Origin of the sequence: Pollutimonas bauzanensis (genome assembly GCF_900129885.1) — a bacterium.
Taxonomy (GTDB): domain Bacteria; phylum Pseudomonadota; class Gammaproteobacteria; order Burkholderiales; family Burkholderiaceae_B; genus Pollutimonas; species Pollutimonas bauzanensis.
In genome coordinates this window covers 1-25,646 of sequence record NZ_FQXE01000010.1, presented here as the reverse complement: position 1 = coordinate 25,646, position 25,646 = coordinate 1, and the positions used below count along the sequence as shown (strand labels likewise).

The 25,646-nt window shown below is 61.1% G+C and carries 22 protein-coding genes and 1 tRNA gene; 12 read left to right on the top strand and 11 right to left on the bottom strand.

From position 1 onward, the window contains the following. The first annotated feature begins 17 nt into the window (after positions 1-17). Genes BUB23_RS17150 through BUB23_RS17135 form a run of 4 tightly spaced genes read left to right on the top strand, consistent with a single transcriptional unit; the run spans position 18 to position 4,677 of the window. The gene (locus BUB23_RS17150) at positions 18-1,226 is read left to right on the top strand and encodes an ABC transporter substrate-binding protein (protein WP_073105218.1); all 1,209 of its coding nucleotides are present in this window, start codon (positions 18-20) and stop codon (positions 1,224-1,226) included. 39 nt (positions 1,227-1,265) lie between these two features. Next, positions 1,266-3,152: an ABC transporter permease gene (locus BUB23_RS17145; protein WP_073105217.1), complete on the top strand. Its 1,887-nt coding sequence runs from the start codon at positions 1,266-1,268 to the stop codon at positions 3,150-3,152. Further along, a complete protein-coding gene (locus BUB23_RS17140) occupies positions 3,149-3,928 on the top strand; it encodes an ABC transporter ATP-binding protein (RefSeq protein ID WP_073105215.1) in 780 nt (259 codons plus the stop codon). Before BUB23_RS17145 ends, BUB23_RS17140 begins: the two co-directional genes overlap by 4 nt. Then, complete coding sequence (locus BUB23_RS17135) at positions 3,925-4,677, top strand: ABC transporter ATP-binding protein (RefSeq protein WP_073105213.1); 753 nt, start codon at positions 3,925-3,927, stop codon at positions 4,675-4,677. Before BUB23_RS17140 ends, BUB23_RS17135 begins: the two co-directional genes overlap by 4 nt. 26 nt (positions 4,678-4,703) lie before the next feature. Here the strand turns inward: BUB23_RS17135 and BUB23_RS17130 are convergent, their stop codons facing one another. Next, positions 4,704-8,300: an indolepyruvate ferredoxin oxidoreductase family protein gene (locus BUB23_RS17130; RefSeq protein WP_073105211.1), complete on the bottom strand. Its 3,597-nt coding sequence runs from the start codon at positions 8,298-8,300 to the stop codon at positions 4,704-4,706. A 130-nt stretch (positions 8,301-8,430) separates the two neighbouring features. Between BUB23_RS17130 and BUB23_RS17125 the strand changes: the two genes are divergently transcribed. Next, positions 8,431-9,381, top strand: coding sequence for a LysR family transcriptional regulator (locus tag BUB23_RS17125; protein WP_073105207.1), 951 nt, complete (start codon positions 8,431-8,433; stop codon positions 9,379-9,381). 29 nt (positions 9,382-9,410) lie between these two features. On the opposite strand, the gene BUB23_RS17120 is transcribed toward BUB23_RS17125, so the two are convergent. Next, a complete protein-coding gene (locus BUB23_RS17120; protein ID WP_073105205.1) occupies positions 9,411-10,715 on the bottom strand; it encodes a phospholipase A in 1,305 nt (434 codons plus the stop codon). 212 nt (positions 10,716-10,927) lie between these two features. Between BUB23_RS17120 and BUB23_RS17115 the strand changes: the two genes are divergently transcribed. Continuing rightward, positions 10,928-11,004 (top strand) — tRNA-Arg (locus BUB23_RS17115). 59 nt (positions 11,005-11,063) lie between these two features. On the opposite strand, the gene BUB23_RS17110 is transcribed toward BUB23_RS17115, so the two are convergent. From BUB23_RS17110 to BUB23_RS17070, 9 genes are all read right to left on the bottom strand, one after another. Continuing rightward, positions 11,064-11,810: a GntR family transcriptional regulator gene (locus BUB23_RS17110; RefSeq protein ID WP_073105201.1), complete on the bottom strand. Its 747-nt coding sequence runs from the start codon at positions 11,808-11,810 to the stop codon at positions 11,064-11,066. Between the two features lie 96 nt (positions 11,811-11,906). Beyond that, positions 11,907-13,247 carry a class-II fumarase/aspartase family protein gene (locus tag BUB23_RS17105; RefSeq protein WP_073105197.1) on the bottom strand — a complete coding sequence of 447 codons (1,341 nt, stop codon included), beginning with the start codon at positions 13,245-13,247 and terminating at the stop codon, positions 11,907-11,909. A gap of 35 nt (positions 13,248-13,282) precedes the next feature. Next, positions 13,283-14,245 (bottom strand): Bug family tripartite tricarboxylate transporter substrate binding protein, encoded by a 963-nt coding sequence (locus BUB23_RS17100; protein WP_073105194.1) that lies wholly within the window; start codon positions 14,243-14,245, stop codon positions 13,283-13,285. 29 nt (positions 14,246-14,274) lie between these two features. Then, positions 14,275-14,943 carry a 3-oxoacid CoA-transferase subunit B gene (locus BUB23_RS17095; protein WP_073105190.1) on the bottom strand — a complete coding sequence of 223 codons (669 nt, stop codon included), beginning with the start codon at positions 14,941-14,943 and terminating at the stop codon, positions 14,275-14,277. Continuing rightward, positions 14,940-15,611 carry a 3-oxoacid CoA-transferase subunit A gene (locus tag BUB23_RS17090; RefSeq protein ID WP_073105186.1) on the bottom strand — a complete coding sequence of 224 codons (672 nt, stop codon included), beginning with the start codon at positions 15,609-15,611 and terminating at the stop codon, positions 14,940-14,942. The genes BUB23_RS17095 and BUB23_RS17090 overlap by 4 nt, the downstream gene beginning before the upstream one ends. A gap of 58 nt (positions 15,612-15,669) precedes the next feature. After that, positions 15,670-16,839, bottom strand: coding sequence for a thiolase (locus BUB23_RS17085; protein ID WP_073105181.1), 1,170 nt, complete (start codon positions 16,837-16,839; stop codon positions 15,670-15,672). Next, positions 16,836-17,243, bottom strand: a complete 408-nt coding sequence (locus BUB23_RS17080; protein ID WP_073105177.1) for a Zn-ribbon domain-containing OB-fold protein — start codon at positions 17,241-17,243, stop codon at positions 16,836-16,838. Before BUB23_RS17080 ends, BUB23_RS17085 begins: the two co-directional genes overlap by 4 nt. 24 nt (positions 17,244-17,267) lie before the next feature. Continuing rightward, positions 17,268-18,170, bottom strand: a complete 903-nt coding sequence (locus BUB23_RS17075) for an SDR family NAD(P)-dependent oxidoreductase (protein WP_073105172.1) — start codon at positions 18,168-18,170, stop codon at positions 17,268-17,270. 437 nt (positions 18,171-18,607) lie between these two features. Further along, positions 18,608-19,663, bottom strand: a complete 1,056-nt coding sequence (locus BUB23_RS17070) for a GntR family transcriptional regulator (RefSeq protein ID WP_073105167.1) — start codon at positions 19,661-19,663, stop codon at positions 18,608-18,610. Between the two features lie 283 nt (positions 19,664-19,946). Between BUB23_RS17070 and BUB23_RS17065 the strand changes: the two genes are divergently transcribed. The 6 genes from BUB23_RS17065 to BUB23_RS17040 all read left to right on the top strand — a co-directional run. Beyond that, positions 19,947-21,116 (top strand): alpha-hydroxy acid oxidase, encoded by a 1,170-nt coding sequence (locus tag BUB23_RS17065; RefSeq protein ID WP_281255562.1) that lies wholly within the window; start codon positions 19,947-19,949, stop codon positions 21,114-21,116. 109 nt (positions 21,117-21,225) lie between these two features. Next, the gene (locus BUB23_RS17060) at positions 21,226-21,990 is read left to right on the top strand and encodes an acetoacetate decarboxylase family protein (RefSeq protein WP_073105163.1); all 765 of its coding nucleotides are present in this window, start codon (positions 21,226-21,228) and stop codon (positions 21,988-21,990) included. 181 nt (positions 21,991-22,171) lie between these two features. Then, positions 22,172-23,416, top strand: coding sequence for an ABC transporter substrate-binding protein (locus BUB23_RS17055; protein ID WP_073105158.1), 1,245 nt, complete (start codon positions 22,172-22,174; stop codon positions 23,414-23,416). Next, entirely contained in the window at positions 23,413-24,150 is a 738-nt protein-coding gene (locus tag BUB23_RS17050; RefSeq protein WP_073105152.1) for an SDR family NAD(P)-dependent oxidoreductase, read from the top strand. Before BUB23_RS17055 ends, BUB23_RS17050 begins: the two co-directional genes overlap by 4 nt. Before the next feature lie 123 nt (positions 24,151-24,273). Beyond that, positions 24,274-25,131: a fumarylacetoacetate hydrolase family protein gene (locus BUB23_RS17045; RefSeq protein WP_073105146.1), complete on the top strand. Its 858-nt coding sequence runs from the start codon at positions 24,274-24,276 to the stop codon at positions 25,129-25,131. Positions 25,132-25,236: 105 nt separating this feature from the next. Further along, the coding region (locus BUB23_RS17040) for an ATP-binding cassette domain-containing protein (protein WP_245801311.1) at positions 25,237-25,646 on the top strand (410 nt) is incomplete at its 3' end.

Here is a 25,646-nt window from a genome sequence, read left to right as displayed (position 1 = left end):
CCAGCACAGGAATCTATATGCACTCCCCCCAGGTTTATGCGAAGTTATTGGGCGTGGCGGCCTTGGCCACGGCGGCCTCCGTCTGGGCGCAAGACACCATCAAGATAGGCGAGCTCAACAGCTATAAAACCCAGCCCGCCTTCCTCGGGCCTTACAAAAAGGGCATGGAGCTTGCCGTCGAGCAGATCAACGCGGCCGGCGGCGTGAACGGCAAGCCGCTGGAGCTCATCGTCCGCGACGACAACTCCAACCCCGGCGACGCGGTCCGCGCCGCCGAGGAACTGCTGGCGCGCGACAAGGTCGATGTCCTGACCGGCACCTTCCTGTCGCATATCGGCCTGGCGGTAACCGACTTCGCCAAGCACAAGAAAATGTTTTTCCTGGCCAGCGAACCGCTGACCGACAAGATCGTCTGGGCTGACGGCAACCACTACACCTACCGTTTGCGCAATTCCACCTATATGCAGGTGGCCATGCTGATTCCCGCCGCTGTGAAAATGAACAAGAAGCGATGGGCCATCGTCTATCCCAATTATGAATACGGGCAGTCCGCGGTGGCCACTTTCAAGACGCTGCTCAAGCAAGCCCAGCCGGATGTCGAGTTCGTGGCGGAGCAGGCCGCGCCGCTGGGCAAGATCGATGCGGGCAGCGTGGTGCAGGCCCTGGCGGACGCCAAGCCCGACGCCATGTTCAATGTATTGTTCGCCACCGACCTGGCGAAGTTCGTGCGCGCGGGAACGCAGCGCAATTTCTTCAAGGGCCTGCCGGTGGTCAGCATGCTTACCGGAGAGCCGGAATATCTTGACGCGCTGGGCAAGGAAACGCCGGTGGGCTGGGTGGTGACGGGCTATCCCTGGTACGCCATCGACACGCCCGAGCACGGCAAGTTTCTGAAAGCCTACCAGGACCGCTACAAGGATTATCCGCGCCTGGGCACCATCGTGGGCTACAACGCCATCCTGTCTCTGGCCGCCGGCATCAAGAAGGCCGGCTCGACCGATACGGAAGCGCTGGTCCAGGCATTCAAGGGGCTGGAAGTGGATACGCCCTTCGGCCGCATCATGTACCGCGGCATCGATCATCAGTCCACCATGGGCGCCTACGTCGGCACGCTGGGCCTTGAAGACGGCAAGGGCATCATGACCGATTTCGAATATGTCGACGGCGCCAGCGTTCAACCCACCGACGAGCAGGTCCGGCAGTGGCGGCCCGCCTCGGCCGATTGATGCGCCTTGGCGCGCCGCGCCGCCGGGCGCGGTAACCCCATGCATCTTACCGGCTTTATCGTTCAGTTCCTGAACGGCCTGGCGGAGGCGTCCTCCCTGTTCCTGGTGGCCGCCGGCCTCTCGCTGATCTTCGGCGTCAGCCGCATCGTCAATTTCGCGCATGGCTCGCTGTATATGCTGGGCATATACATTGCCTATTCCATTGTGCAGCATTGGGGGCAGGACTCTTACGGATTCTGGGCCAGCCTGATTGCCGCCGCGCTCGTGGTGGGCGCGCTGGGCGCGCTGGTGGAAATGGCGCTGCTGCGGCGCCTGTACAAGGCGCCGGAGATGTACCAATTGCTGGCCACCTTTGCGCTGGTGCTGGTTTTCAATGACGCCGCCCTGTGGCTGTGGGGGCCCGACGATTTGCTGGGGCCGCTGGCCCCGGGCTTGAGCGGCTCGGTGCAGATCTTCGACCGCTATCTTCCGGTATACGACCTGGCCTTGATGGTCATCGGCCCCGCCGTCCTGCTGGCCTTGTGGCTGCTGCTGACGCGCACCCGCTGGGGCACCCTGATACGGGCCGCCACTCAGGACCGCGAAATGCTCGGCGCCCTGGGCGTCAACCAGGCCTGGCTGTTCACCGGCGTGTTCGCCCTGGGCGCTTTTTTGGCGGGCCTGGGCGGCGCCATACAGATTCCCCGGCAACCCGCCAGCCTGATGCTGGACTTGAGCGTCATCGGCGATGCCTTCGTCGTTGTGGTGGTGGGAGGCATGGGCTCCATTCCCGGCGCCTACCTGGCCGCCTTGATCATCGCGGAATTGAAGGCCCTGTGCATTGCCCTGGGCGTCATGGAGATCGCCGGCGTCAGCATCGCCTTCCCCAAGCTGACCCTGGTGGTGGAGTTCATTTTCATGGCTTTCGTGCTGGTGTTCCGCCCTTGGGGGCTGCGCGGCAAGCCGCTGGCGGCCATCCGCCATGCCGGCGCGCCGCAGGCGCCGCTGAGCGCCGCCGGCGCGGCGTTCAAATGGCTGGCCGTGGCGCTGGTCGCGGTGTTCGCCGCGCTGCCTTTGCTGGCCGGCGCGTTTCCCTATGCTCCGGTATTGGCCCAGGACATCCTGGTGGCGGTATTGTTCGCCGTCAGCCTGCATTTCATGATGGGGCTGGGCGGCATGGCCTCCTTCGGCCACGCCGCCTACTTTGGCATCGGCGCCTACGGCGCGGCCTTGCTGTTCAAGTCGGCGGGCCTGGGCATGGGCGCGGCCATATTCGCGGCGCCCCTGGCGGCGGGTCTCGCCGCGGCGGTGTTCGGCTGGTTCTGCATCCGGCTCTCGGGGGTGTACCTGGCCATGCTGACCCTGGCTTTCGCGCAGATCGTCTGGTCCATCGTTTATCAATGGGACGCGGTCACCGGCGGCTCCAACGGCATAATCGGCATATGGCCGCAGGGATGGCTTTCCGGCGGCGCCTATTACTATTTCACCCTGGCCCTGGCGCTGCTGGCGATTTTCGCTGTGCGGCGCATGGCCTTCGCGCCTTTCGGCCATGCCTTGCGCGCGGCCCGCGATTCGGCCCTGCGGGCCGACGCCATCGGCATCGATGTCAAGGGCGTCCAGTGGACGGCCTTCATCGTGGCGGGCCTGCTGGCCGGCCTGGCGGGGGGGCTCTATGTCTTTTCCAAGGGAAGCACGTCGCCGGAAGTGATTACCGTGGGCAAGTCGGTGGACGGCCTGGTCATGGTGCTGCTGGGCGGCATACAGACCTTGTTCGGGCCGGTGGTGGGCGCGGCCAGCTTTACGATGCTGCAGGACTATTTCGTAGGCGTCACCGAATACTGGCGCGCCCTGTTCGGGGCGGTCATCCTGCTGATCGTCCTGGCCTTCCCGCAAGGGATCGCCGGTTATTGCGGCATGCTGATGCAAGGCAAGGGAAAGCGGATATGAGCCTGCTGGCGGTGCGCAACCTGACCAAGCGTTTTGGCGGCAACACGGCCGTCGACGACATCAGCTTCGACCTGGAGGCCGGCGAACTGCTGGCGCTGATAGGCCCCAACGGCGCGGGCAAGTCGACCACTTTCAACATGATGGGCGGGCAGTTGCCGGCCAGCTCGGGCTCCGTCAGGTTCGACGGGCGCGAACTGCTGGGTATGCCATCGCGCCGCATTGCCCACCAGGGCATAGGGCGCACATTCCAGATCGCCGCCACGTTCGCATCGTTCACCGTGCTGGAAAATGTCCAGATGGCCTTGCTGTCGCACCATCGCCAAGTGTATTCGTTCTGGCGCCCCGCGATCGGCCGCCACCGCGACGAAGCCTTGCGATTATTGGAACAGGTCGGCATGGGCAGCCAGGCCGGCCGTCCCTGCAGCGAGCTGGCCTATGGCGACGTCAAGCGCGTGGAACTGGCCATGAGCCTGGCCGGCAAGCCGCGGCTGTTGTTGATGGACGAGCCCACCGCCGGCATGGCGCCGGCCGAGCGCAACGCCCTGGTGGCCCTGGTGAAAAGCCTGGTCCTGCAAAACGATATGGCGGTGCTGTTCACCGAACACAGCATGGACGTGGTCTTTGCCTACGCCGACCGCATCATCGTGCTGGCGCGCGGCCAGTTGATCGCCCAGGGCAGCGCGCAGCAGATACGCGCCCACCCCAAGGTCCAGGAAGTCTATTTCGGCACGGGCAAGACGTTTGAAACCCTGGCGCCCGGAGCCACGCCGCCATGAACGACGACCGCAAACGGGCCGCGCCGCCGCCCTTGCTGTCGCTGGCCGGCCTGAACGCCTGGTACGGCGCGGCGCACATCCTGCACGACGTCAGCCTCCAGGTCGGGCCGGGCGAGGTCGTTGCGCTGATGGGGCGCAACGGCGCGGGCAAGTCCACCACGCTCAAGGCCATCATGGGCCTGGTTCCCAAGCGCAACGGGCAGGTCCGGTTCATGGGGCAGGCGCTTGAAAAGCGGCAGCCATACGAAGTGGCGCGCCTGGGCCTGGGCTATGTGCCCGAGGACCGGCGCATCTTCACCGAACTGACGGTCAAGGAAAACCTCATGGCAGGCCGCCAGCGGCCCCGGACCTGGCCCGATGGCCGGCCCGGCTTGAACTGGTCCCTGCCTGCTGTCTTCGAACTGTTTCCGAATCTGGAGGGCATGCAGGACAGGCCCGCCGGCGCGATGAGCGGGGGCGAACAGCAGATGCTGACCGTGGCGCGAACGCTGATGGGCAATCCTTATCTGCTTCTGCTGGACGAGCCCTCGGAAGGGGTGGCGCCGCTGATCGTGGAGCAGATGGCGCAGATGATATTGACGCTCAAGGCGCGCGGCGCCAGTGTGTTGCTGTCCGAGCAGAATATCCATTTCGCCGGCCTGGTGTCCGACCGCGCCTATGTGCTGGAGAAAGGCGCCGTCCGCTACAGCGGCAGCATGGACGAGCTGGCCGCCGACGAAGACGTCCGCCGTTCTTACCTGGCGCTGTAGGGCGCCCGCCGGCGCGGCGGGCGCCGCTAGGCGACCCGCCCCAATGGCGCCGCATCGCGGTAGCTCGCCAGCAATTCGCGGCGCCGCGCCTTGGCCGCCAGCAGGCTCTTTTCTTTTATATGGCCGAAGCCGCGGATATCGTCCGGCAGCGCCGCCAGTTCGACGGCGGCCGCAAGATTGCGCCGCGTCAGGGTGCGCGCGAGCTCGTCGACCAGCTCGAAATATTCGCGCACCAGCTCGCGCTCCTGGCGCCGTTCCCGCGTCTTGCCGAACACATCGAAAACCGTGCCGCGCAAGCCTTTGAGCCGCGCCAGCGCCTTGAACACCGGCAGCATCCACGGCCCGAATTTCTTCTTCACCAGTTGGCCCTGGTCATTGCGCCTGGCCAACAGCGGGGGCGCCAGATGGAAATGCAACTGGTAGTCGCGGCCGGGCTCGCCCTCGAACTGGGCGCGCAGCTTTTCCTTGAACGCCGGGTCCGTATACAGGCGGGCGACTTCATACTCGTCCTTGTAGGCCATGAGCTTGGCCAGGTTCACGGCCACCGCGCGGGTCAGCCGCAAGCCCTTGCCCGCCGGCGCCGCGGCGGTTTCCCGCGTAGCGGCCTCCCGCAGTGTGGTCTCGCGCGCGCGGATCAGCTCGACGGCTTGCGCATAGCGCCGCGCGTAGGCGGCGTCCTGGTATGCGGTCAGCCATTGCACATTGCGCTGGACCAGCCTGTCCAGCGTCTCCGGCATGGCGATGACGGTCGCCGCGGCTTCTTTGCCGGCCAGGTCCGGCGCGATCGCTCCGGCGCCGTGATGCGCCGCGGCGCGGCCCCATTCGAAGGCCGACAGATTTTTTTCCACCATGACGCCGTTGAGCTCGATGGCGCGCGCCAGGCTTTCATGCGACAGCGGTATCCAGCCTTTCTGCCAGGAATAGCCCAGCAGCAGCGGGTTCGCATAGATCGCGTCGCCCAGAAGCTTGACGGCCAGGGCGTTGGCGTTCAGGAATTCGCAATCCTTGCCTATCGCCCCGGCCAGGTCCTGCGCGGCCGCCGCCGCGGGAAACCGCCACTTGGGATCGTGGATGATGCCGGCCGTGGGAATCGGCGCGCTGTTGACCGCCGCCCGGGTCAGGTCCTTCTGCGCCTTGGACAAGACCTCGGGCGACGTGGTGACTATGGCGTCGCAGCCTATGATCAGTTCGGCCTCGCCCGTCGCGATGCGGGTGGCATGGATATCGGCGGGATGGGCGGCGATCTGCACATGGCTGAGCACCGCGCCGCCTTTCTGCGCCAGGCCGGCCATGTCCAGCACCGTCACCCCCTTGTTTTCCAGGTGCGCCGCCATCCCCAGCAGGCCGCCTATGGTGACCACGCCGGTTCCGCCTATGCCCGTGACCAGTATGCCGTAGGTGCCGCTGATGGCAGGCAGCACGGGCTGCGGCAGGCCGGTATTGGCCATGCCGCCGCTATCCGCCTCTTGCGGCGCGGGCTGCCTGATCTGCGCGCCCTCGGCGGTGATGAAGCTTGGGCAAAAACCGTTGACGCAGGAAAAGTCCTTGTTGCAGGAGGACTGGTTGATTTTGCGTTTGGTGCCGGCGGGCGTGTCCAGCGGCTCGACCGACAGGCAATTGGACTTGACCGAGCAATCGCCGCAGCCCTCGCAGACCGCGTCATTGATGAAAACGCGGCGGGCCGGGTCGGGATAAGCGCCGCGCTTGCGGCGGCGCCGTTTCTCGGTGGCACAGGTCTGGTCGTAGACCAGCACGGTCGTGCCTTCGATTTCGCGCAGCTCGCGCTGCACGCGGTCCAGCTCATCGCGATGGTGGACGGGCGGATTGCCCGCCAGCGCGACGCCCCGGAACTTTTCCGGCTCGTCGGTGACGACCACGATCTTGCGGGCGCCCTCGGCGTGGACTTGCGCAATGACGTCGCCGACCTTCAATACGCCGTCGACGGGCTGGCCGCCGGTCATGGCGACCGCGTCGTTGTACAGGATTTTGTAGGTGATGTTGGCGTTGGCCGCGATCGACGCCCGTATCGCCAGGACGCCGGAATGGAAATACGTGCCATCGCCCAGGTTGGCGAAAACATGCTTTTCCCGGGTGAAGGATTTTTGCCCTATCCACGCCACCCCTTCGCCGCCCATATGGCTGAAGGTCTCGGTTTTCCGGTCCATCCAGATGGCCATGTAATGGCAGCCGATGCCGGCCAGCGCCCGCGACCCATCCGGCACCTTGGTCGAGGTGTTGTGGGGACAGCCCGAACAGAACCAGGGCTTGCGTTCCGCGGTGGCGGCCGGCTTCTGCAGCTCGCGGTCCTTGGCTTCGACAATGGCGATACGGGCGGCGATCCTGGCGCGCACCTCGGCGGGCAAGTCGGCCTTTTCGAGCCGCCTGGCGATGGCTCGCGCGATCAGCGCCGGCGACAGCTCGGCGCTCGCGGGCAACAGCCACTGGCCGCGCGGAATCGACCATTCGCCGCCGGCATGGTCTTTCTCGTCGAATTTGCCGTACACCCTGGGCCGCACATCGTCGCGCCAGTTGTAGAGTTCTTCTTTCAGCGCGTATTCCAGTATCTGGCGCTTTTCCTCCACGACCAGGATTTCCTCCAGGCCGGTCGCGAATTCGCGGGCGTCCTGCGCGTTCAAGGGCCATACACAGCCTATCTTTATCAGGCGTATGCCGATGCGCGCGCAGGTGTTTTCGTCCAGCCCCAGGTCCGCCAGCGCCTGGCGCGTGTCGAGGTATGCCTTGCCGGCCGTCATGATGCCGAAGCGCGCGCGCGGCGAATCGATCACCACGCGGTTGAGCTTGTTGGCGCGCGTGTAGGCCAGGGCGGCATACCATTTGTAGTCGATCAGGCGGGCCTCCTGGGCCAGCGGCGGATCGGGCCAGCGTATGCCCAGTCCATCGGGCGGCAGCATGAAATCTTCAGGAATGATGATGCGGGCGCGATCGGGATCGATGTCCACCGAGGCGGTGGATTCGACCACCTCGGTGACGCACTTCATGGCGACCCACAATCCCGAGTAGCGGCTCATGGCCCAGCCGTGCAGGCCGTAGTCCAGGTACTCCTGGACATTGGAAGGATAGAGGACGGGGATGCCCGCCGCCTGCAAGGCGTGTTCGGACTGATGCGCCAGGGTGGAAGATTTGGCGCCGTGGTCGTCGCCGGCCAGCACCAGCACTCCGCCATGGCGCGCCGTGCCGGCCGAGTTCGCATGCTTGAACACATCCATGGAGCGGTCGACGCCGGGCCCCTTGCCGTACCACATGCCGAACACTCCGTCGCGGGTGGCGTCGGGGTACAGGGTGACCTGCTGCGTTCCCCATACCGAAGTCGCGGCGAGGTCTTCATTGAGGCCCGGCTGGAAGACAATATCGCTATCGCTCAGATGCTGCTTGGCTTTCCACAAGGCCTGGTCCAGCGCGCCCAGGGGAGAGCCGCGGTAGCCCGAGATAAAACCCGCCGTATTCAAGCCGGCGCGCTGGTCGCGGGCCTTTTGCAGCATGGGCAGGCGCACCAGGGCCTGCGTGCCGCTCATGTAGGCGCGGCCATGTTCCAGCGTGTACTTGTCGTCGAGGGATACCTTGGCCAGTGCCGCCAGCACCGCCTGATCTCGGGGAGCGTTCATCTCGGCTGTCTCCTGTAGGAATAATCTGTATTCTGGAATGATCCGGCTTTGCGCGGACCTTTACCCAGTGTATGGGTTAACGCCGCTATCGTAAAATCAATTTTTCCGCTATCAGGTATCTGAAAAACCAATGAAGAGCGAAGTCACACTGAGGCAGTTCCGGTACTTCATCGCCGCCGCGACGTCAGGCCAGTTTTCCGCGGCGGCCGTGTCGGAGCATGTATCGCAATCGGCCATCACCAGCGCCGTGCAAAGCCTGGAAAGGCAGTTGAAGGCGCGCCTGTTCGAGCGCCTGCCGCACGGCGTCGTGCTCACGCCCGAGGGCCAGGTGTTCTTCCACCATGCGCGGCATGTCATGGACTCGGTCAATGACGCCATGCGCCATGCCAGCCTGCTTCCGCAAACGGCCACTGGAACCATACGCCTGGCGGCCACCTACACGGTGCTGGGCTACTTCCTGCCGGATCTGCTGAGCCGCTTCAAGCGCAGCTACCCGCAGGTGGAAATCGATCTGGTCGATATGGACCGCCCGGCGCTGGAGCAAGCCCTGGCCGATGAAACCATAGACCTTGGGATAGGGCTGCTCTCCAATATCGAGGCCCGGCAGCGCTACGGCCACCACCTGCTCGTGCGTTCGCGCCGCCGCGCATGGATGGCGGCCAATCATGCCCTGGCAGAGCAGGCGGCGGTAAGCCTGTCGGAGCTTGCGCAGTGCCCCTACATACTATTGACCGTCGACGATGCGGACGCCGCGGCCATCCGCCACTGGGGCGCCGCCGGCGCCAGGCTCAAGGTGGCGATGCGCACCGGCTCGCTCGAAGCCTTGCGCGGCCTGGTTGCATATGGCTTTGGCGTGTCGATATTGTCGGACCTGGTGTATCGGCCCTGGTCTCTGGAGGGCAAGAAGATCATCGCGATCCCGATCAGCGACCCCGTGGCGCCCATGGATGTCGGCCTGCTATGGCCCAAAAAACAGAAGCCCTGCGGCCTGGTCGATGTTTTCAGACAGTTCCTGATCCATGCCTGCGACAGCGACGGCGAAAGCCATGCCGCGGGCGCGGTGGCGCGCAAACGGCAATAGGCGACCGGCCCTGGCGTTTCAGCGCGGCGTCATGGAATCAGCGCCAGCCCTATGCGAACCTGCGGCGCGCTCTTGTGGTTGTAGCCCAGCACGGTTTCCCCATAGCCCTTGAAATACTGGACGTGCAGATAGCCGTTCATATTGAGGAAGGTGCGGCGCAAGGGCCAGGCCGCTTCGACCAGCGTGGTGCTGCGGCTTTCGCGCCCCTGGCGGTACATGCCCGACAGGACCAGGCCGTTATCCTGGGCCCAGCGCAGCTTCCAGTCCATGTGGCCGGCGTAATCGGCATAGTCCGGGTTGTTGGACACGCCGAAATAGGCTTTCACGCGCGGCGCGAACGTCAGCGTGCTGCCGCCGTCGAAACGGTAATTGAATTCCGGCTGTATATAGCCGAAGTTGAGCGCGCGCGAATCGTCGCCGCTCTTGCCGTTGGATTCATGCTCGACGCCGCTGGCGAATCCCACGAACCAGTCTTTGCTGGCCGATTGCCAGATGGCGTCCTTGCGCCAGAAAACACTGGGCTTGAACGAGGTGTCGACAAAGGGGTGCGAATCCGAGTGCAGGTCCCACAAGGCGGTCTGGGTGTAGCCAAGATAGAGATTGTCTTCGAATCCGGGATTGGCCGGGTCGTTCGGAGTGAAAAGCCGATACTTGAAACTGACCTGGTAGCGCGCATTGCGTCCGTCTTCATGGCCCAGGTCGAAATAAATCGGCTCGTAGGGGGAAATCGCATTCCGGAAATTGTCGAACGCCGAAGGGGCGGCGCCCTGGGTCGCCGTGGAAGTCACCGCCGGCCCCTGAGTGAGCGACGCGCCCGTCGCCGCCGCGACGTTGGCCGGCAGGGCGGGATCTTCCCGCTGCCGGCCCTGGGCCGCGCCCGCGTCGACAATAGGCCCGTGCGCGGGCGTGCCCGATATGGGGCTTTTCTCGAGCGGACTGGTGTCCAGCGCCAACAGCGCGGCTTCGCCTTCGATGCTGACGGCTTGCAAGCCCTGGACGCCGGTGGGCACCACGGCGCGCCACGCGAACTTCACGAAATTATTGACCGGCACATTGGCCTGCCCGCTGTCCGTGGCCAGGTAGGCCAGGCTGCGTATGGCCTGCCCGTCCTGATTGCGCCACTGCAAGACCAGATTCTTGGGCGCCGTCCAGGTTATGGCGGTGTCGGTATCGTTGAACAAAAGGCCGATGACCTGTACGCTTTCGCCGGGCAGCGCCTGCGGCCGGTCCAGCCTGTATGTGATGCCGGCCGAAGCCGTTGCGGCCATCAGCACCCAGCCCAGCAGGGCGGTGATTTGAAGAAAGCGCTGCGTGGTTCTGGGGAAACAGATCATTGATAATTTAGGATTTTTATTGATACGCGGAAAACTGTAGCATTAGGCTGGATGGTTTACGCTACCTATTGTAAACAGTGTGGCGTAACGGCGACTCGGCCGCGGCATGGCGGTGCGAATCCGCCCGAAAAATCGCTTTCAAGTGGGCGATAACAGAGGCTTTTCCGCTTTTCCGCTCGACGCGCTAAAATGCGCGCTCCGCGATGGACAACGCGGCAGTAGCTCAGCTGGATAGAGCACGGGCCTTCTAAGCCCGGGGTCGGGGGTTCGAGCCCCTCCTGCCGCGCCACGGATCAATATGAATAAGCCGACGGGCTTGGGGTTTTCAGCGGCAGTTCGCAAAAGCCATCAAACCGTTGCGGAACCGGCTAGCTGGCGCTGCAAGACTGTTGTATAGCTAAAACGGTCGGCCGGCTGGATGCTGACCGCGACCTCGATCAGATTGTCCGATTGGTCGTAGTATTGGCGCAGGAATTCAAGCGCATGGGCGTCCGGCTTGGTGCCCATTTTCTGCGCCAGCTCGGCTGGCACGCCCACCGCCCTGACGGTCTGGCGGATTTCCTTGACGATGGAGCCCGTGGCTTCGCAAACGAGATCGCAGATCAGGCTCTGCTTCTGCCTCAATAGCCGGCGTATCTTGGCGCCGTCGGCCGCCTTGATATAAACATGGGACCATGCCACCGGGTAGGCTGGCGCGAGCGGGTTCATGCGCGCGGTCTGGATCTCCATCCAGTGGGTGCCGGGCGGGCAGCCAAGGCGCGCGCTCATTTCCACGTCGATCACGATGTTCCGGATACCGTGGATGACCCGTTCGGCATTGGTGCCGTATTGCACCAGTTCTTCTATGGTGGAAATCGTCGGGGTGTATTCCGTGGAACGGGGGCTTGCCGACTCGACCCGTGTGCCGGCCCGCTTGCGCCGGGAAATCAAGCCCAGCGTTTCAATCTGCTCGAGCGCGGCGCGCACGGTTCCGCGGCCGACTTTATACTTTTCGGCGAGTTCGAGCTCGGTCGGAAGGCTGCTGCCAACGGGATAGGCGCCGCACGAAATATCGCTCAGCAATATTTTGGTCAGTTTGATGTAACGCGGCTCCATTAGCTTGCAGCCCTCCTGTTCGGTTCGGCAAACAGGGATTTTATAGTCATCCGTGTTTATTAGCTGGCGCGCCCCGCCAGGAGAGCCGCGGCCTTGCTACTTGAATTGGCGCATGCGGTCGACCATCTGCGGCGCCGATCCCAGATAGTTGGCTGGATCGCAAAGCCGGTCTATCGCGGCGCGATCCAGATGAGCCGATACTTGCGGATCCTGGTACAGGACCTGGGCGAGCGGACTGCCGGAAGTGGCGGCCTTGCGGCAGGCATCATAGACGACGTCATGCGCGGTCTGGCGGCCCAGATACGGGGCAAGCCCCATCATGACCGCCTCCGAGGCGATGAGCCCGCCGGTAATGTCCAGATTGCGCTGCATGCGCTCCGTGTCGACTTCCAGGCCAGCCAGCATGAATTTCGCCTGCCGCAGCGACCCCGCCGTCAATACGAAGGATTCCGGGATCGCGGACCATTCGATATGCCAGGGGCCGGTGGCGCGTTCGAAGTCCTGCACCATGGCATCGAGCGCAAGGCCGGCATGCTGCCGCACGGTTTTCGACGCGCTCCACATCAGTTCGCAGGAAATCGGGTTGCGCTTCTGCGGCATGGTGCTCGATGCGCCCCGGTTCTTGACGAAAGGTTCGAATGCCTCGCCTATCTCGTTGGCCATCATCAACATGATGTCCAAGCCGATCTTTCCCAGCGTCGATGTGACCAGCCCCAGGAACTGGACCGTCTCCGCCAGCCCGTCGCGGGCGACGTGCCAGGTGACGGGAGCCGCGTCCAGAGCCAATTCCTTCATCAACGCTTCTTGCACGGCAATCCCTTGAGCGCCCAGGGACGCCAGAGTCCCCGCCGCGCCGCCGAATTGCCCGACCAGCACACGGGGGCGGAGCTGCTCCAGGCGCTGGCGGTGGCGGCGCACCATCAGCAGCCATACCGCCGCCTTATAGCCGAAGGTGATGGGCAGCGCATGCTGCAGATGCGTACGGCCCGCCATCGGCGTGTCCCGGTAGCGGCAGGCCTGCGCGTCCAGGATCGCATCGAGCTCTTCGAGGTCCGCTTCGATCAGGTCCAAGGCCTCGCGGATCTGCAGCACGGTGGCCGTATCCATGATGTCCTGCGTGGTCGCGCCCCAATGCAGGTATTCCCCTTCGGGACCGCACATCTTCGAGATCTGATTTACCAGCGGTAGAATGGGATAGCCCACGATCTCGGTTTCGATTTTTAGCTGTTCGAGGTCGATGAGCGACGCATCGGCGCGCTCCGCGATGGCGTCGGCGGCCGCCTGGGGAATGATGCCCAGGCGCCCCTGCACGACCGCCAGAGCGACCTCGGTCTCGACATAACGGCGCAAGGTCGCGCCATCGTCGAATACAGCCCGCATCGCCGCGGTGCCGAACATGTCTTTGAAAATGGCTGACTCGATAACGGAAATTGGCATGGTTGTGTGTGCTAGTGAATTTTAAGGAATCCGGGCTATTCGATCTTGATATTGGCCTTCTTGACCACTTGGGCCCAGCGCGCCATTTCCTGCTTTATGTAATCCATGAATCCCACCGGCGACGAAGGCGAGGGGATGTATCCCAGCCCTTCCACGACCTGGGTGAACTGCGGATCGGCCAATGTATCGGCCACGGCCTTGTTCAGAACCGCCACGGCGTCATCGGGTGTGCCGGCCGGCGCCAGCAGTCCGTACCAGCCCTGCACCTCATAGTCTTTCAGGCCCGATTCCTGGATGGTCGGGGTATCGGCCGTCAACGCCAGGCGCTTGGGACTGGTGACCGCCATCACATGCAATTTTCCGGCCTGCGCCAGATGCAGGCTGTCGGGCCCCGCAAATACAGCGTCCACCTCGCCTCCCATGGCGGCGATGATCGAAGGACCGCCTCCTTTGTATGGCACGTGCATAAGCTTGACGCCCGCCATGTTGGAAAACAGCTCGAGCGCGAGGTGGCTGGTGTTGCCATTGCCGGCGGACCCGACCGACAGGTCGCCGGGATGGTCCTTGGCGTACCGGATGAATTCCGGGATGGTTTTCGGCCCGAACTTGGGGTTGGTGTAGAGCACCAGCGGCAGCTTCGCCACCATTGAAATCGGCGTGAAGTCCTTTACCGCATCGTAAGGCAGATTGGGATAAAGGCTGGGATTGATCGCATGCGCCGCCAGCACCATTATCACGGTATAGCCATTCGGCGCCGCCCGCGCGACGTATTGGGTTGCTATCGCCCCGCTTGCGCCACCCTTGTATTGAACGACCACGGGCACGCCGAGACGCTTTTGCATGCCGGCGGCGAGAGGGCGTCCCACCGCGTCGGCGGTGCCGCCGGGCGGATAGGGAATGATCAATTCGATCGGGCGGTCGGGAAATGGCGCAGCGCTTGCAATCGATGAAGCCAGCAGCACCGCGCCGCCTATCAGATGTTTGAACAGATTTTTCATTGGTCTCGCTCCCTTTGGGTGATGTTGTGTCAAATAAAAATCAGTTTGTCCGGGAATGCCAGGGGCGCCCCGGTGGAAGCCTGCAGCGCGTCTCTGGCCATGCCTTCGACCATGGCCCGGACAACGAAGCCGCGTTCGGGATCGATATCGATGATTGCCATATCGGTATAGACGGTGTTCACGGCGCCTTTGCCGGTCAATGGAAAGGAGCACGACTCCAGCAGTCTGGGCGCGCCTGCGCGGGTGGTGTGTTCCATCACGACGATGACTTTGCGCGCGCCGGCCACCAGGTCCATGGCGCCGCCTATGCCTGGAACGGCTTCGCTGTCGTCCGTCGCCCAGCTCGCGATGTCGCCATTGCTGGATACCTGGAATGCGCCAAGCAAGGTGGCGTCCAGGTGCCCGCCGCGCATCATGGCGAATGAAAGCGACTGGTCGCAGATGGAAGCGCCCCGGATCAATTGCAGCCTTGCCTTGCTTGCATTGATCAGATCCTCGTCGCCATCGTCGCCGGGGCTCACATCTTCTATGCCAAGAATGCCGTTCTCGCTATGAAGAATGATTTCCTTGTCCGGATCCAGGTACTTGGCAACCAGGGTCGGCATGCCCAGGCCGATATTGACGTAGCTGCCGGGAAGGATGTCGGCGGCGACCAGTTGAGCGACACGGTCGCGGCTTAATTTTTTGACGTCGTTCATTGATGGCTGTCCTTGCGTACGACCTTGCTGACAAAAATTCCCGGCGTCACCACGGCCTCCGGCGGAATCAATCCCAGCGGAAGGATATCGTCGACCTGGACGATCGCGGTTTTCGCGGCGGTGCACATGACGGGACCGAAGCCTCTCGCGGCCAGGCGATAGGTCAGATTTCCCCAGCGGTCGCCGTGATAGGCCTTGATCAAGGCGAAGTCGGCATGCAGAGGCTCTTCCAGCACATAGCCTTTTCCCTTGAAGAAACATTGCTGCTTGCCATCGGCGATGGGCGTGCCAAAACCGGTGGGGGTATAGAACGGCCCCAGGCCTGCGCCGGCCGCGCGCATCCGTTCGATCAGCGTGCCTTGAGGCACCAGTTCCAGCTCGATCTTCTTCGCTTCGTACAAGGCCCTGAATACGTCCGCGCCGGACGACTTGGGATACGTGCATATCATTTTGCGCACGCGCCCGGCGGCAAGCAGGGCGGCGAGGCCGCCGGTCCCTGTCCCGGCGTTATTGCTGATGATGGTCAGGTCCGCGGCGCCATGCTCGATCAGCGCGTGAAGCAATTCGCGGGGCAGGCCGGAATCGCCGAATCCCGTGACCATCACGGAGGATCCGTCGACGATGCATGACACCGCTTCGAGCAGAGTGGCAGAAATTTTGTTGATCATTTGGGTCTCTTGCAAAGAGGGGAACATGAACTTTCCTTGAGCTTGCCGGCCGCGGATTTCATAGCGTGGCGGAACTGCCTAGAATCGCGGTCGATTGGCTCGATAGCGTGGCGCCGTTGCCATGCACCAGCGCCACATCGACCTTCTGCTGCCTTGCGCCGGCTTCGCCACGCAATTGCAGTACCGCTTCGATGATGAGGAATACGCCATACATGCCCGGATGGCCGAAAGACAGTCCGCCGCCATTGGTATTGACCGGCAGTATGCCGCCTGGCGCGATTGCGCCTGCGCTGACGTAGCGGCCTCCTTCGCCTTTGGGGCAGAACCCCAGGTCCTCCAGGAAAAGTATCGTGTTGATCGTGAAGGCGTCATACAGGCAAAGCAGATCGATATCATCTTTGGATAGCCCGGCCATTTTGTAGGCGCGCTGTCCCGATTCGGACGCGGCGGTAACGGTCAGGTCGCGCATGGAGGATATCTGGCGGTGCCAGACCGCCGTGGCATTGCCCAGCACATACGCGGGCTTGTGCGGCGTTTCCCTGGCGCGGTCGCCGCGCACCAGGACAAAAGCGCCGGCGCCATCCGTCAAAAGGCAGCAATCCCGTATCGTCAATGGATCGCAGATCATGCGCGCATCCAGCACATCCGAAATCGACAAGGGGTCGCGGGAATATGCCTCGGGATTCAACTGGGCCCACGCGCGAGCCGCGACCGCGACCTCCGCCAACTGCTCGCGCGTCGTGCCGAACTGCGCCATGTGGCGCGCCGCCGCCAGGGCGTAGGCGCTGATCGGCTGCATCGGTTCATAAGGCGTTTCATAAGGCTGAGGGTCCAGCGTCTGGCGCATTTTCCCCACGGCGGCGCGGTTGACCGCGCCCGTGCGCTGGGTGCTGCCATAGCAGATCAGCACCGCTTTGCATTCGCCCGCCATCAAGGCATGGATAGCGGGCATCAAGTGGGCGACAAAGCTGGAGCCGCCCAGCATGGTGCTATCGATAAAGGTCGGGCGGATTCCCAGATATTCGGCAACGGGCATTGCCCACATCGTGGCCGATGCGCTGCATGTGCACAGGCCATCGATATCCGACATCTTCATCCCGGCATCCGCCACGGCATTGGCTGCCGCCTGGGCCAGGATCTCCATTTCGGTATAACCATGGGCCGCGCCCAGGCCGGCGTGGCCAATGCCGATGATGGCCGTGGCGCCGCGGATCGAGGAACCGTTCATGCCGCGGACTCTGCCAGAGTGAACACGACGAGATTCTTGTGCGCCTCCCGATGCAAATTTGCCTTGACCCTGTCGCCGATCTTCGGCGCGCCGGGGTCGGCGCATTTGATTCGGCTCATCATGCGAAAGCCTTCGTCGAGGTCGACCAGGCATAGATTGCGGTCTCCGCCCGCTTGCGCAGGACGCCGCATCGTGGTGGTCGAATAGACGGTGCCCAACCCGGATGGCGCGATCCAGTCGAAAGCGGTTGCGCCGCAAGCGGTGCAGGCGATGCGTGGATAGAACACCATCTTGCCGCAGCCCCGGCATCGCGGCACCCGCCATTCGCCAGCATCGAGGTATTGGAAATAGGTTTGTTCGGGGCCTGCCGCAACCGGAGCGGCCAGGATATCTTTTTCCGGCATGACATTCTCTTTTCGAGGGAAGCTTCAGATGGGATCCCAACTGACAACGTCGGGCGAGCGTTCAAGTTCATAAAAATTCGTCTGCATGGCCGGAATCGCGACCTCGGCGATGAGTTCCGGCGTCCAGCCATCGCTCATGTGCACCGAGCGGATCGGGCGCGGCTGGCTGAAGAGAATGATTTCATTTGCCCGCACACCGAAGATCTGGCCCGTGACCGCGCTCGCCGCAACGCTGGCCAAATAAACCGCCATGGGCGCGATCTTGCCCGCGTCCATCTTCTTCAGCTTTTCGATACGTTGCAGTTCTTCCGGCGTGTTCGCGGGAATGGAGTCGGTCATGCGGCTCCAGGCAAATGGCGCGATGCAGTTGGATCGGACACCGTATTTCCGCATATCCAATGCGATGGATTTCGAGAGGCCCACGATGCCAAGTTTGGCCGCCGAGTAGTTGGCCTGGCCGAAATTGCCGATCAAGCCCGAAGTGGACGTCATATGCACGTAAGCGCCATTATTCTGGGCCCTGAAATGCGTCGCGGCAGCTCTGCTGACGAAAAAGGTGCCATGCAGGTGCACGTCGATGACGCAGCGCCATTCTTCTTCGGTCATGTTGTGGAAGAAGCGATCCAGCAAATTGCCGGCATTGTTGACCACGGCGTCGATGCGGCCGTAAGTGTCCAGGGCGCATGCAATGATTTTTTGCGCGCTATCCCAATTCGACACGCTGTCGGAATTGGCAGTGGCGATGCCGCCGGCCGCCTTGATTTCTTGCGCGAGCCGTTCGGCGACGCTGCCGTCTCCCCCTTCGCCGGCCAATGAAACACCCACATCGTTTACCACCACGCTGGCGCCGGCTCGCGCCAGCGCCAGCGCAATGCCGCGGCCGATTGCGCCGCCCGCGCCGGTAACCACAACCACACGATGTTCCATTTGATTCGTTCCATAAGCATTGGCCCGGCATACGTTCAGGAGGAGCATCTGTTTGTCATCCTGACCCGGGAGCGCCGGACCTGCGCTCTCGTACCGCCGTGAACCGATAGTTTCTATGTCCGAACATATTATAAGTTCTATACATATTTGCCGTCAACTGAATATCTCTCGCGATGCAGGGAGGCCCCGCAATGGCATCGGGTTCATGGGATGCTGGGCTTGTGGGGGCGCGAACTGGCGACCGGGCGATCGGAAAATGCCGTTATGCGCTGCGGGCTGGCGGGGTCGTCGATATGGAGTTGGCCTGGATAGGCCGCCGATGCCGGAGGGGCTTGCGCGGGATGCGGACGGCCCGCATCAGCGGGCGCTTATGGCGGCGCTCGATGCTTCATTTGCCGCCATAAGCATTCGGTCATCCGAGTATGGATAGCATCGGTCTAAGCGGTTTCTTGACGCTCTTCTGCCTCTTGCTTGTGAGCGTCGAGCCGGGTCAAATACGGCGGCAATTTCAGTTTGGCCATCTTGGCAGTGATTTCGAAACGCAGGAGCCAGCGATCCACTGCCGCGGAAAGATGCTTCTGCAAGGCTTGGGCGGATTGCTCTGGCTTTTTGGCGATTAGAAGATCAATGATCTCCTTGTGCTCTTCGATTGCTTCGCGGATAAGTTCCAGCGGAATACCCAGAAACTCATTTGTTAAATAGCGGGTCGGTCCGAAGAGAAAATGTGTGCGATTCAGCGCGCCCAGTATTTCTTTATTCGGGCAAAAACTCAGGGCGCGAACGTGCAGATCATTTTCCACATGATCGAAATGCGCGCTATCAATGGTGCCGTTTTCGAGGGCGGACAGGATATTGCCGCGGAATTCGTCCAGCAAGGATGCGGGTAGATAGGGGGCCGATCCCAGCAGCGCTTGGGGTTCGAGAATCGAGCGTAATTCGTAAAGATGGCGTATCCGTTCCGGAGTCACTTGCCGCGCGACCCAGTGGCCGGCGATATCTTTCGAAATCATGCCGACGCCATGCATATGCGCCAGGAGGTCGCGCGTAACGGTTCGGCTTACATCGTAATGCTGGGCGAGCCGCATCTCGTTAATTCGGACGGACCCAAAAAGCATTCTTATGATCAGATCCTGCTCGACCTCTTTGTATATTAGTTCCCACTGGCGAGGCACTGTCAGCTTGACGAGTTCTAGCCTTGCCATCCGATTATGCTGTGTGCCTGCCGGCTTGCCCGACACATGATAGCCGCGCTTTCCATGGGCCTCGACAAGTTTGTCTTTGCATAATAGTGTCAAGGCATGACGCGCGGGAGATCTGCTTATGCCGAAGGCATGCGCCACCTGTGCTTCCATCAGGCGGTCGCCGGGCTGTATTTGCCCTTTAGTTATCATTTCCCTTAAAAGGGTGTATGTCTGCTCCTGCAGGGAGGTTTGCCCTTCATTAGCGGAGCGCAAAGGACCGGTAATAAGTTTGTCGTTTGCTTTATTCGCCATACCTTTCCCTTGCGCCTCTCTATGGTGCAGACTGAACAAATGCCAGTTTAACGTACCCCATCAAGCACCGGCGCAATGCGCGTCGATTGCATGTTCCCGGCGCGGATGCATCACCCTGCGCCACGGTTCTGTTTTCGTACAGCCAGGGGGAATACAAAATATCGTTGACAGCAATGCATATTGGATGCAATATACGTTTGTCGGAAATATTGGCCGGACCGGCCTTCCGCAATATCGAATTATCCAGGTGTCATTCAGCCGCCCCCATGCCAGGACTCCCAACGTGAAACGCTCATACAAGAACATTACGTGCATCAAGGATCTGCAGATTCTTGCGAAGCGGCGTGTTCCACGAATGTTTTATGAATATGTGGATTGCGGGTCTTGGGATGGCGTCACCTATCGCGCCAATTCCGATGACTTTTCCAGGGTCAGGTTTCGCCAGCGTGTTGGCCTGAATATCGACCAGCGCATACAGCGCTGTGAAATGGCGGGTGAAAAAGTGGCGATGCCGCTTGCCATAGCGCCCACAGGCCTGGCCGGGATGCAGCGCGCGGATGGAGAAATTCTGGCTGCCCGCGCCGCAGAGCGTTTCGGCATCCCTTTTACGCTTTCAACAATGAGCATTTGCTCGATAGAGGATGTCGCGGCAAACACACGGCGACCATTCTGGTTCCAGCTTTATGTAATGAGAGACAGGGTATTTGTTAAACGCTTGATTGAGCGGGCTCGCGATGCCAATTGCTCCGCTCTGGTGTTGACGCTTGATTTGCCGGTTCAAGGGCTGCGCCATAAAGATATCAAGAACGGCCTGTCGACGCCGCCCAAACTGACGCTGCGAAATATCGTCAATATGGCTTCCCGTCCCGGCTGGTGCTTCGGCATGATGCGCACGAGGCGCCATTCGTTCAGAAATATTGTTGGCCATGTGTCTGGAGTTTCGGACATTTCATCCATGGCGCATTGGGTTAGCGAGCAGTTCGATCAGACGATGTCCTGGGATGACGTCAGATGGATCCGGAGGATTTGGGGGCGAAAACTTATCTTGAAAGGCATTATGGATGTTGCCGATGCGGAAATGGCAGTCCAATGTGGTGCCGACGCTTTGATAGTCTCCAATCACGGCGGGCGCCAGCTTGACGGCGCATTGTCGAGCATCGCCGTCCTTCCGCGCATTGTCGAAGCTGTTGGCGAGCGCATCGAAGTCTTGTTCGATGGAGGAATCCAATCCGGTCAGGACGTTTTAAAGGCCGTGGCATTGGGAGCTAAAGGCACCTTCATCGGGCGCTCTTTTCTCTATGGTCTCGGCGCCATGGGCGAGGCCGGTGTGACGCATTGTCTTGAGATCATTCAAAAGGAGCTTGATTTGACCATGGCGCTTTGCGGTGTGACCGATATAACAAAAGTAAATACAGAGATTCTGGAGTTCGACCATTTTCCGGTGTCTTATTGACGTGATCCATATTTTTGCAGATCTGTATCGATCGTCCTTTGGCATCAAGTAGTCGAGCCGGAAGTACTGGACAAGGTGGTCTGCTGAAACCCAATCTAAAGGAGTTAGTATGTTTGGCAAATATAAAATGCATCAGAATAGTGGCGTCAACCCGCCTTACGCCCCGGCCTATCCGTTGGAATGGGAGTGCGCGCTACGCACAGTAGAGGTTGTGACGCGGGTCGATAAAGCCAAGCTGGAGGAATTGCTTGCCGATACCCCGTTTGAACTCGTCAATGACCGGGTCGCGTTCCGTTTCATGCTATCGCCGGGGCATACGTTGGCGTTGCAGTCGGGTGCCATGTTCGATCTGATGGTTACCGTGGCCGTCCGATATGAAGACCTTTTCACCCAGACCCACATCTACATGTATTGCAGTGATCCCATGGGTATTGCGGCGGGCCGGGAAATCTTCGGATATACAAAAAAGGACGCGACATATCGGTTCAATGAGGCTGAAGATGGTTCGATCGACGGCTGGGTCAAGCGCCGCACCATTCCTTTAGCCGATTTCAGCTTTATCCCTGATCCGGCGGCGCCCCTGGTCCGGCTTGTTGATCAGCATGAACAGCCGTCGGGGGAGATCCACGTTCGCCGCGTGCCTCATCCGGAGCGCCCCGAGCCGGTGTATGCGGATATCGTATATCGCCGTACTCCGCTTGAATACTCCCGGCCTTTGCCCGGCCGCGTAGTCATGAAACTTCATGATTCTGAATTCGATCCGATCGCCTCTCTGAAGCCGGAAATACTTGGCGCGCATTTTATGGTTTCAGATGTTTATGGGGGCGGATTCGGCGTCGAGGACAGACGCCTTCTCAAGCGCCTGACACCCTAATACCTTGAGCGGTTCAGCCATGCCCTGGTTTTTGGATGGCCTGGATCAATGGAGCCTGCCCGGCGGCCTTCAATTGCCTGACTGCGGCCGGGCGCGATGGGCAAGTCCGGCGATCTCCGGATCAGAGACCATTTTCGATAAGCAGCGAAAAGATAATGAAAATAAATTGAGGAGCAATAAAATGAGCAAGGAAAAATTCAAGTACAAGAGGCGTTCGGTGCTTTTGAGCGGGCTCAATCTGCTTGCCCTTGGAGCCATGAATGTCAAGGCGCAGGATGTGAAGCCTTTGACGATCGGGGTTCTTACCGACATGTCCGGTATTTATGGCGATGTGACGGGTCAGGGGTCTGTGATTGCCGCCAAGATGGCCATGGAGGATTTTCTCGCGCAGGGAGGGCGAAGCACACGGCCCATAAAGATCATCAGCGCGGACCATCAGAACAAAGCGGATATCGCCGCGGCGACAGCACGGCAATGGATAGACAGGGAAGGCGTGGACGTCATCGTCGATTTGCCCAATTCGGCCGTCGCTCTGGCGGTCAACAATATTGTGCAAGGCAAGAACAAGGTGATGCTTGTCTCGGGCGCGTCATCATCCGACCTCACCGGAAAGAATTGTTCGCCCAACACCATTCAGTGGACCTATGATACGCACGCGCTTGCCGCGGGCGCCGCAACGGCGATTACCCAGTCGGGAGGAAAGACTTGGTTCAATCTTACTGTCGACTATGCATTCGGCCACGCCATGGCGAGGGATCTCGCGAACACGGTTGCCAAGAATGGCGGAAAGGTCATTGGAAGCGTGCTTACGCCGCTTAATACTCCGGACTTCTCGTCATTTCTTCTACAGGCCCAGTCATCCAAAGCTCAAGTGATCGGCTTGATCAATGCTGGCGGAGACACGATCAATTCTATCAAGCAGGCTGTAGAGTTCGGCATTACCAACAGCAAGCAGCGGCTGGTTGCAACGGTGCTGTATATCAACGATGTACATGCGCTGGGGCTGCCAATTGCGCAAGGCCTCCAATTCACGGAAGCTTTTTATTGGGATTTGAACGCGCAGACGCGCGCCTGGAGCCAACGTTACGCAAAACGGCTTGATGGCCGCTATCCCAGCGCTCTCCAGGCGGGCGTCTATTCATCTGTGCTGCATTATCTGCGCGCGGCGACAGCGCTGGAGGATCCGAAGGACGGGAAGCGTGTCGTTGAGAAGATGAAAGCGCTGGCGACAGACGACCCGCTTTTTGGCAAGGGGAGTATTCGGGTGGACGGCCGGAAAATCCATGACATGTACTTGTTCGAAGTGAAAAAGCCTCAGGAGTCCAAGTATCCCTGGGATTATTATCATGTCGTGAAAACCATTCCCGCGGCCGATGTATGGCGCCCGCTGAGTGAAGGTGGCTGCTCATTCGTGAAGTCGTCATGAGCGTTGCCTTGGTAACTGGGGGTGGGGGCGGCATCGGCCGGGCGGTCGCTTTGAAGCTTGCCGAAATGGGAAGTGATGTGGCTGTTGCCGATATCGATGCGGAGCTCGGCGCGGAAACGGTCCGTTGTGTCGAAGCGACTGGCCGCCTGGCAATCTTCGTTCGTACGGACGTCTCGGCGGGCGATCAGGTGGCCGCTTGCATCGATGAGGTGGAGAGTCGGCTTGGCCCCATCACGGCATTTTCAAATAACGCCGGTATCGAAGGCGTGGTTGCCCCGATTCACCTTTATCCTGACGAAGTTTTCGATCGCCTGTTTCAGGTCAATGCCAAGGGAGTGTTTCTTGGTCTGAAGCATATGCTCGCGCGGATGATGCCGCGGGGCGAAGGCGCTATCGTCAATACGGCGTCCACGTCTTCAATTCGCGGTCGAGCGGGTCTGGCCGGATACGTCGCGACCAAGCATGCGGTCCTGGGTTTGACGCGAGTGGCCGCGCTCGATGTCGCGGGTACGGGAGTCAGGGTCAATGCCGTGCTGCCGGGGCCTGTGGAGACTCGAATGATCAGGGCATTGGATAAGCAGGCGGGGCATCTGGGAGGGATACGCCGCGCGGGCGCATCAGCGTATGCGAATCCAGAGGATGTGGCCAGTGTCATAGCATTTCTCTTGTCGGCCCAGGCGGCGCACGTCAATGGCGCCGCCTGGGTGGTTGATGACGCTGTCACCGTCTCTTGAGCCGTTTTACGGATGGATGCTACGCCTGCACTGACCACCGTCGAAACCATGGCGATCCGCTCCAACGGGCGGGCGGGAAGATATCTGGACTTTTAAAACCAGTTGATAGGAAGCTGTTTGGAAATGAAATTATGTCAGTTTGGCGACGCCAATATGGAAAAAGCGGGTGTCATTGATGCCGAGGGGCGTTTGCGCGATTTATCGTCGGTTGTGGATACGATCGAGCCGCGAGATCTGTCGCCCCGGGGCCTTGCCCGGCTTGCATCGATAAACCCGTCCGACTTGCCTGTCGTATCCGGCGAGCCGCGTCTCGGTATTCCTTTCCGGGGGACTTCCAAGATTGTCTGTATCGGGTTGAATTATTCGGATCATGCCGAAGAGGCCGGATTGGCCGTTCCCGCGGAGCCCATCATTTTCTTGAAGCCCACGACAGCCTTATGTGGGCCCTATGATAATGTGGTCCAGCCGCGTCATTCGACTCGTCTGGATTGGGAGGTGGAGCTCGGCGTGGTCATTGGCAGCAAAGCGCAATATGTTCCTAAAGAAAGCGCCCTCGATTTTGTCGCGGGCTATTGCGTGGTCAATGATGTATCCGAGCGTGCATTTCAAATGCAGTCATCTCAATGGGACAAAGGCAAGGGATGCGACACTTTTGCTCCCGTGGGGCCTTGGCTGGTCACCACGGATGAATTGCAGGATCCGCAAAACCTGGACATGTGGCTCGATGTCAACGGCGTGCGTATGCAGCATGGCAAAACCAGCACCATGATCTTCGATATTGCAACGCTCATTTCTTACTGCAGTGAATATTTGACCTTGCTTCCTGGCGATATCATCGCAACTGGCACTCCGCCCGGGGTGGGTATGGGCAAGACGCCTGATCCTGTCTGGCTGCAGGCCGGCGATATCGTGACATTGGGCATAGAAGGCCTGGGTCGGCAGCGGCAGCGCATCGTCCGGTGGCCGGACAAGACCATGTAGCGCTTGAGGGCAGTGCCCCGGCTTGCCGCCGGGCATGAAAATCCGTTCGGCGATGTTGATCGCCCACGGCGCTCAGGCCGACCTATGCATAACAGAAAGGAATACATGATGGCTGATTTTATTCTGGAGGCCAGGCACCTGACCAAGGAGTTCCGCGGCTTTGTGGCCGTGAGCGACGTCAATCTCCAGGTCAGGCGCGGGACCATCCATGCGCTGATCGGGCCCAATGGCGCGGGCAAGACGACCTGCTTCAACCTGCTCACCAAATTCCTTACGCCCACTTCCGGAAAGATCTTTTTCGCGGACCATGAAATCACCGGCGAGAAGCCGGCGCAGATCGCCCGGCGCGGCATCATCCGGTCGTTCCAGATTTCCGCGGTGTTTCCGCAGCTCACGGTGCTCGAGAACGTGCGCATCGGCTTGCAGCGCGCCACCGACCTGTCGTTCCATTTCTGGCGCAGCGACCGCATTCTGGACAGCCTGAACGATGCGGCCCTTGAACTGCTCAAGGAAGT

What these genes read in the sequence shown, in the direction of transcription:
- BUB23_RS17135 (WP_073105213.1), top strand. Translation starts at nt 3,925, where the DNA reads ATGAACGACGACCGCAAACGGGCCGCGCCGCCGCCCTTGCTGTCGCTG.
- BUB23_RS17105 (WP_073105197.1), bottom strand. Translation starts at nt 13,247, where the DNA reads ATGCCAATTTCCGTTATCGAGTCAGCCATTTTCAAAGACATGTTCGGC.
- BUB23_RS17130 (WP_073105211.1), bottom strand. Translation starts at nt 8,300, where the DNA reads ATGAACGCTCCCCGAGATCAGGCGGTGCTGGCGGCACTGGCCAAGGTA.
- BUB23_RS17085 (WP_073105181.1), bottom strand. Translation starts at nt 16,839, where the DNA reads ATGAACGGTTCCTCGATCCGCGGCGCCACGGCCATCATCGGCATTGGC.
- BUB23_RS17140 (WP_073105215.1), top strand. Translation starts at nt 3,149, where the DNA reads ATGAGCCTGCTGGCGGTGCGCAACCTGACCAAGCGTTTTGGCGGCAAC.
- BUB23_RS17095 (WP_073105190.1), bottom strand. Translation starts at nt 14,943, where the DNA reads ATGAACGACGTCAAAAAATTAAGCCGCGACCGTGTCGCTCAACTGGTC.
- BUB23_RS17120 (WP_073105205.1), bottom strand. Translation starts at nt 10,715, where the DNA reads ATGATCTGTTTCCCCAGAACCACGCAGCGCTTTCTTCAAATCACCGCC.
- BUB23_RS17100 (WP_073105194.1), bottom strand. Translation starts at nt 14,245, where the DNA reads ATGAAAAATCTGTTCAAACATCTGATAGGCGGCGCGGTGCTGCTGGCT.
- BUB23_RS17045 (WP_073105146.1), top strand. Translation starts at nt 24,274, where the DNA reads ATGAAATTATGTCAGTTTGGCGACGCCAATATGGAAAAAGCGGGTGTC.
- BUB23_RS17075 (WP_073105172.1), bottom strand. Translation starts at nt 18,170, where the DNA reads ATGGAACATCGTGTGGTTGTGGTTACCGGCGCGGGCGGCGCAATCGGC.
- BUB23_RS17110 (WP_073105201.1), bottom strand. Translation starts at nt 11,810, where the DNA reads ATGGAGCCGCGTTACATCAAACTGACCAAAATATTGCTGAGCGATATT.
- BUB23_RS17080 (WP_073105177.1), bottom strand. Translation starts at nt 17,243, where the DNA reads ATGCCGGAAAAAGATATCCTGGCCGCTCCGGTTGCGGCAGGCCCCGAA.
- BUB23_RS17070 (WP_073105167.1), bottom strand. Translation starts at nt 19,663, where the DNA reads ATGGCGAATAAAGCAAACGACAAACTTATTACCGGTCCTTTGCGCTCC.
- BUB23_RS17055 (WP_073105158.1), top strand. Translation starts at nt 22,172, where the DNA reads ATGAGCAAGGAAAAATTCAAGTACAAGAGGCGTTCGGTGCTTTTGAGC.
- BUB23_RS17050 (WP_073105152.1), top strand. Translation starts at nt 23,413, where the DNA reads ATGAGCGTTGCCTTGGTAACTGGGGGTGGGGGCGGCATCGGCCGGGCG.
- BUB23_RS17090 (WP_073105186.1), bottom strand. Translation starts at nt 15,611, where the DNA reads ATGATCAACAAAATTTCTGCCACTCTGCTCGAAGCGGTGTCATGCATC.
- BUB23_RS17060 (WP_073105163.1), top strand. Translation starts at nt 21,226, where the DNA reads ATGTTTGGCAAATATAAAATGCATCAGAATAGTGGCGTCAACCCGCCT.
- BUB23_RS17145 (WP_073105217.1), top strand. Translation starts at nt 1,266, where the DNA reads ATGCATCTTACCGGCTTTATCGTTCAGTTCCTGAACGGCCTGGCGGAG.
- BUB23_RS17125 (WP_073105207.1), top strand. Translation starts at nt 8,431, where the DNA reads ATGAAGAGCGAAGTCACACTGAGGCAGTTCCGGTACTTCATCGCCGCC.
- BUB23_RS17150 (WP_073105218.1), top strand. Translation starts at nt 18, where the DNA reads ATGCACTCCCCCCAGGTTTATGCGAAGTTATTGGGCGTGGCGGCCTTG.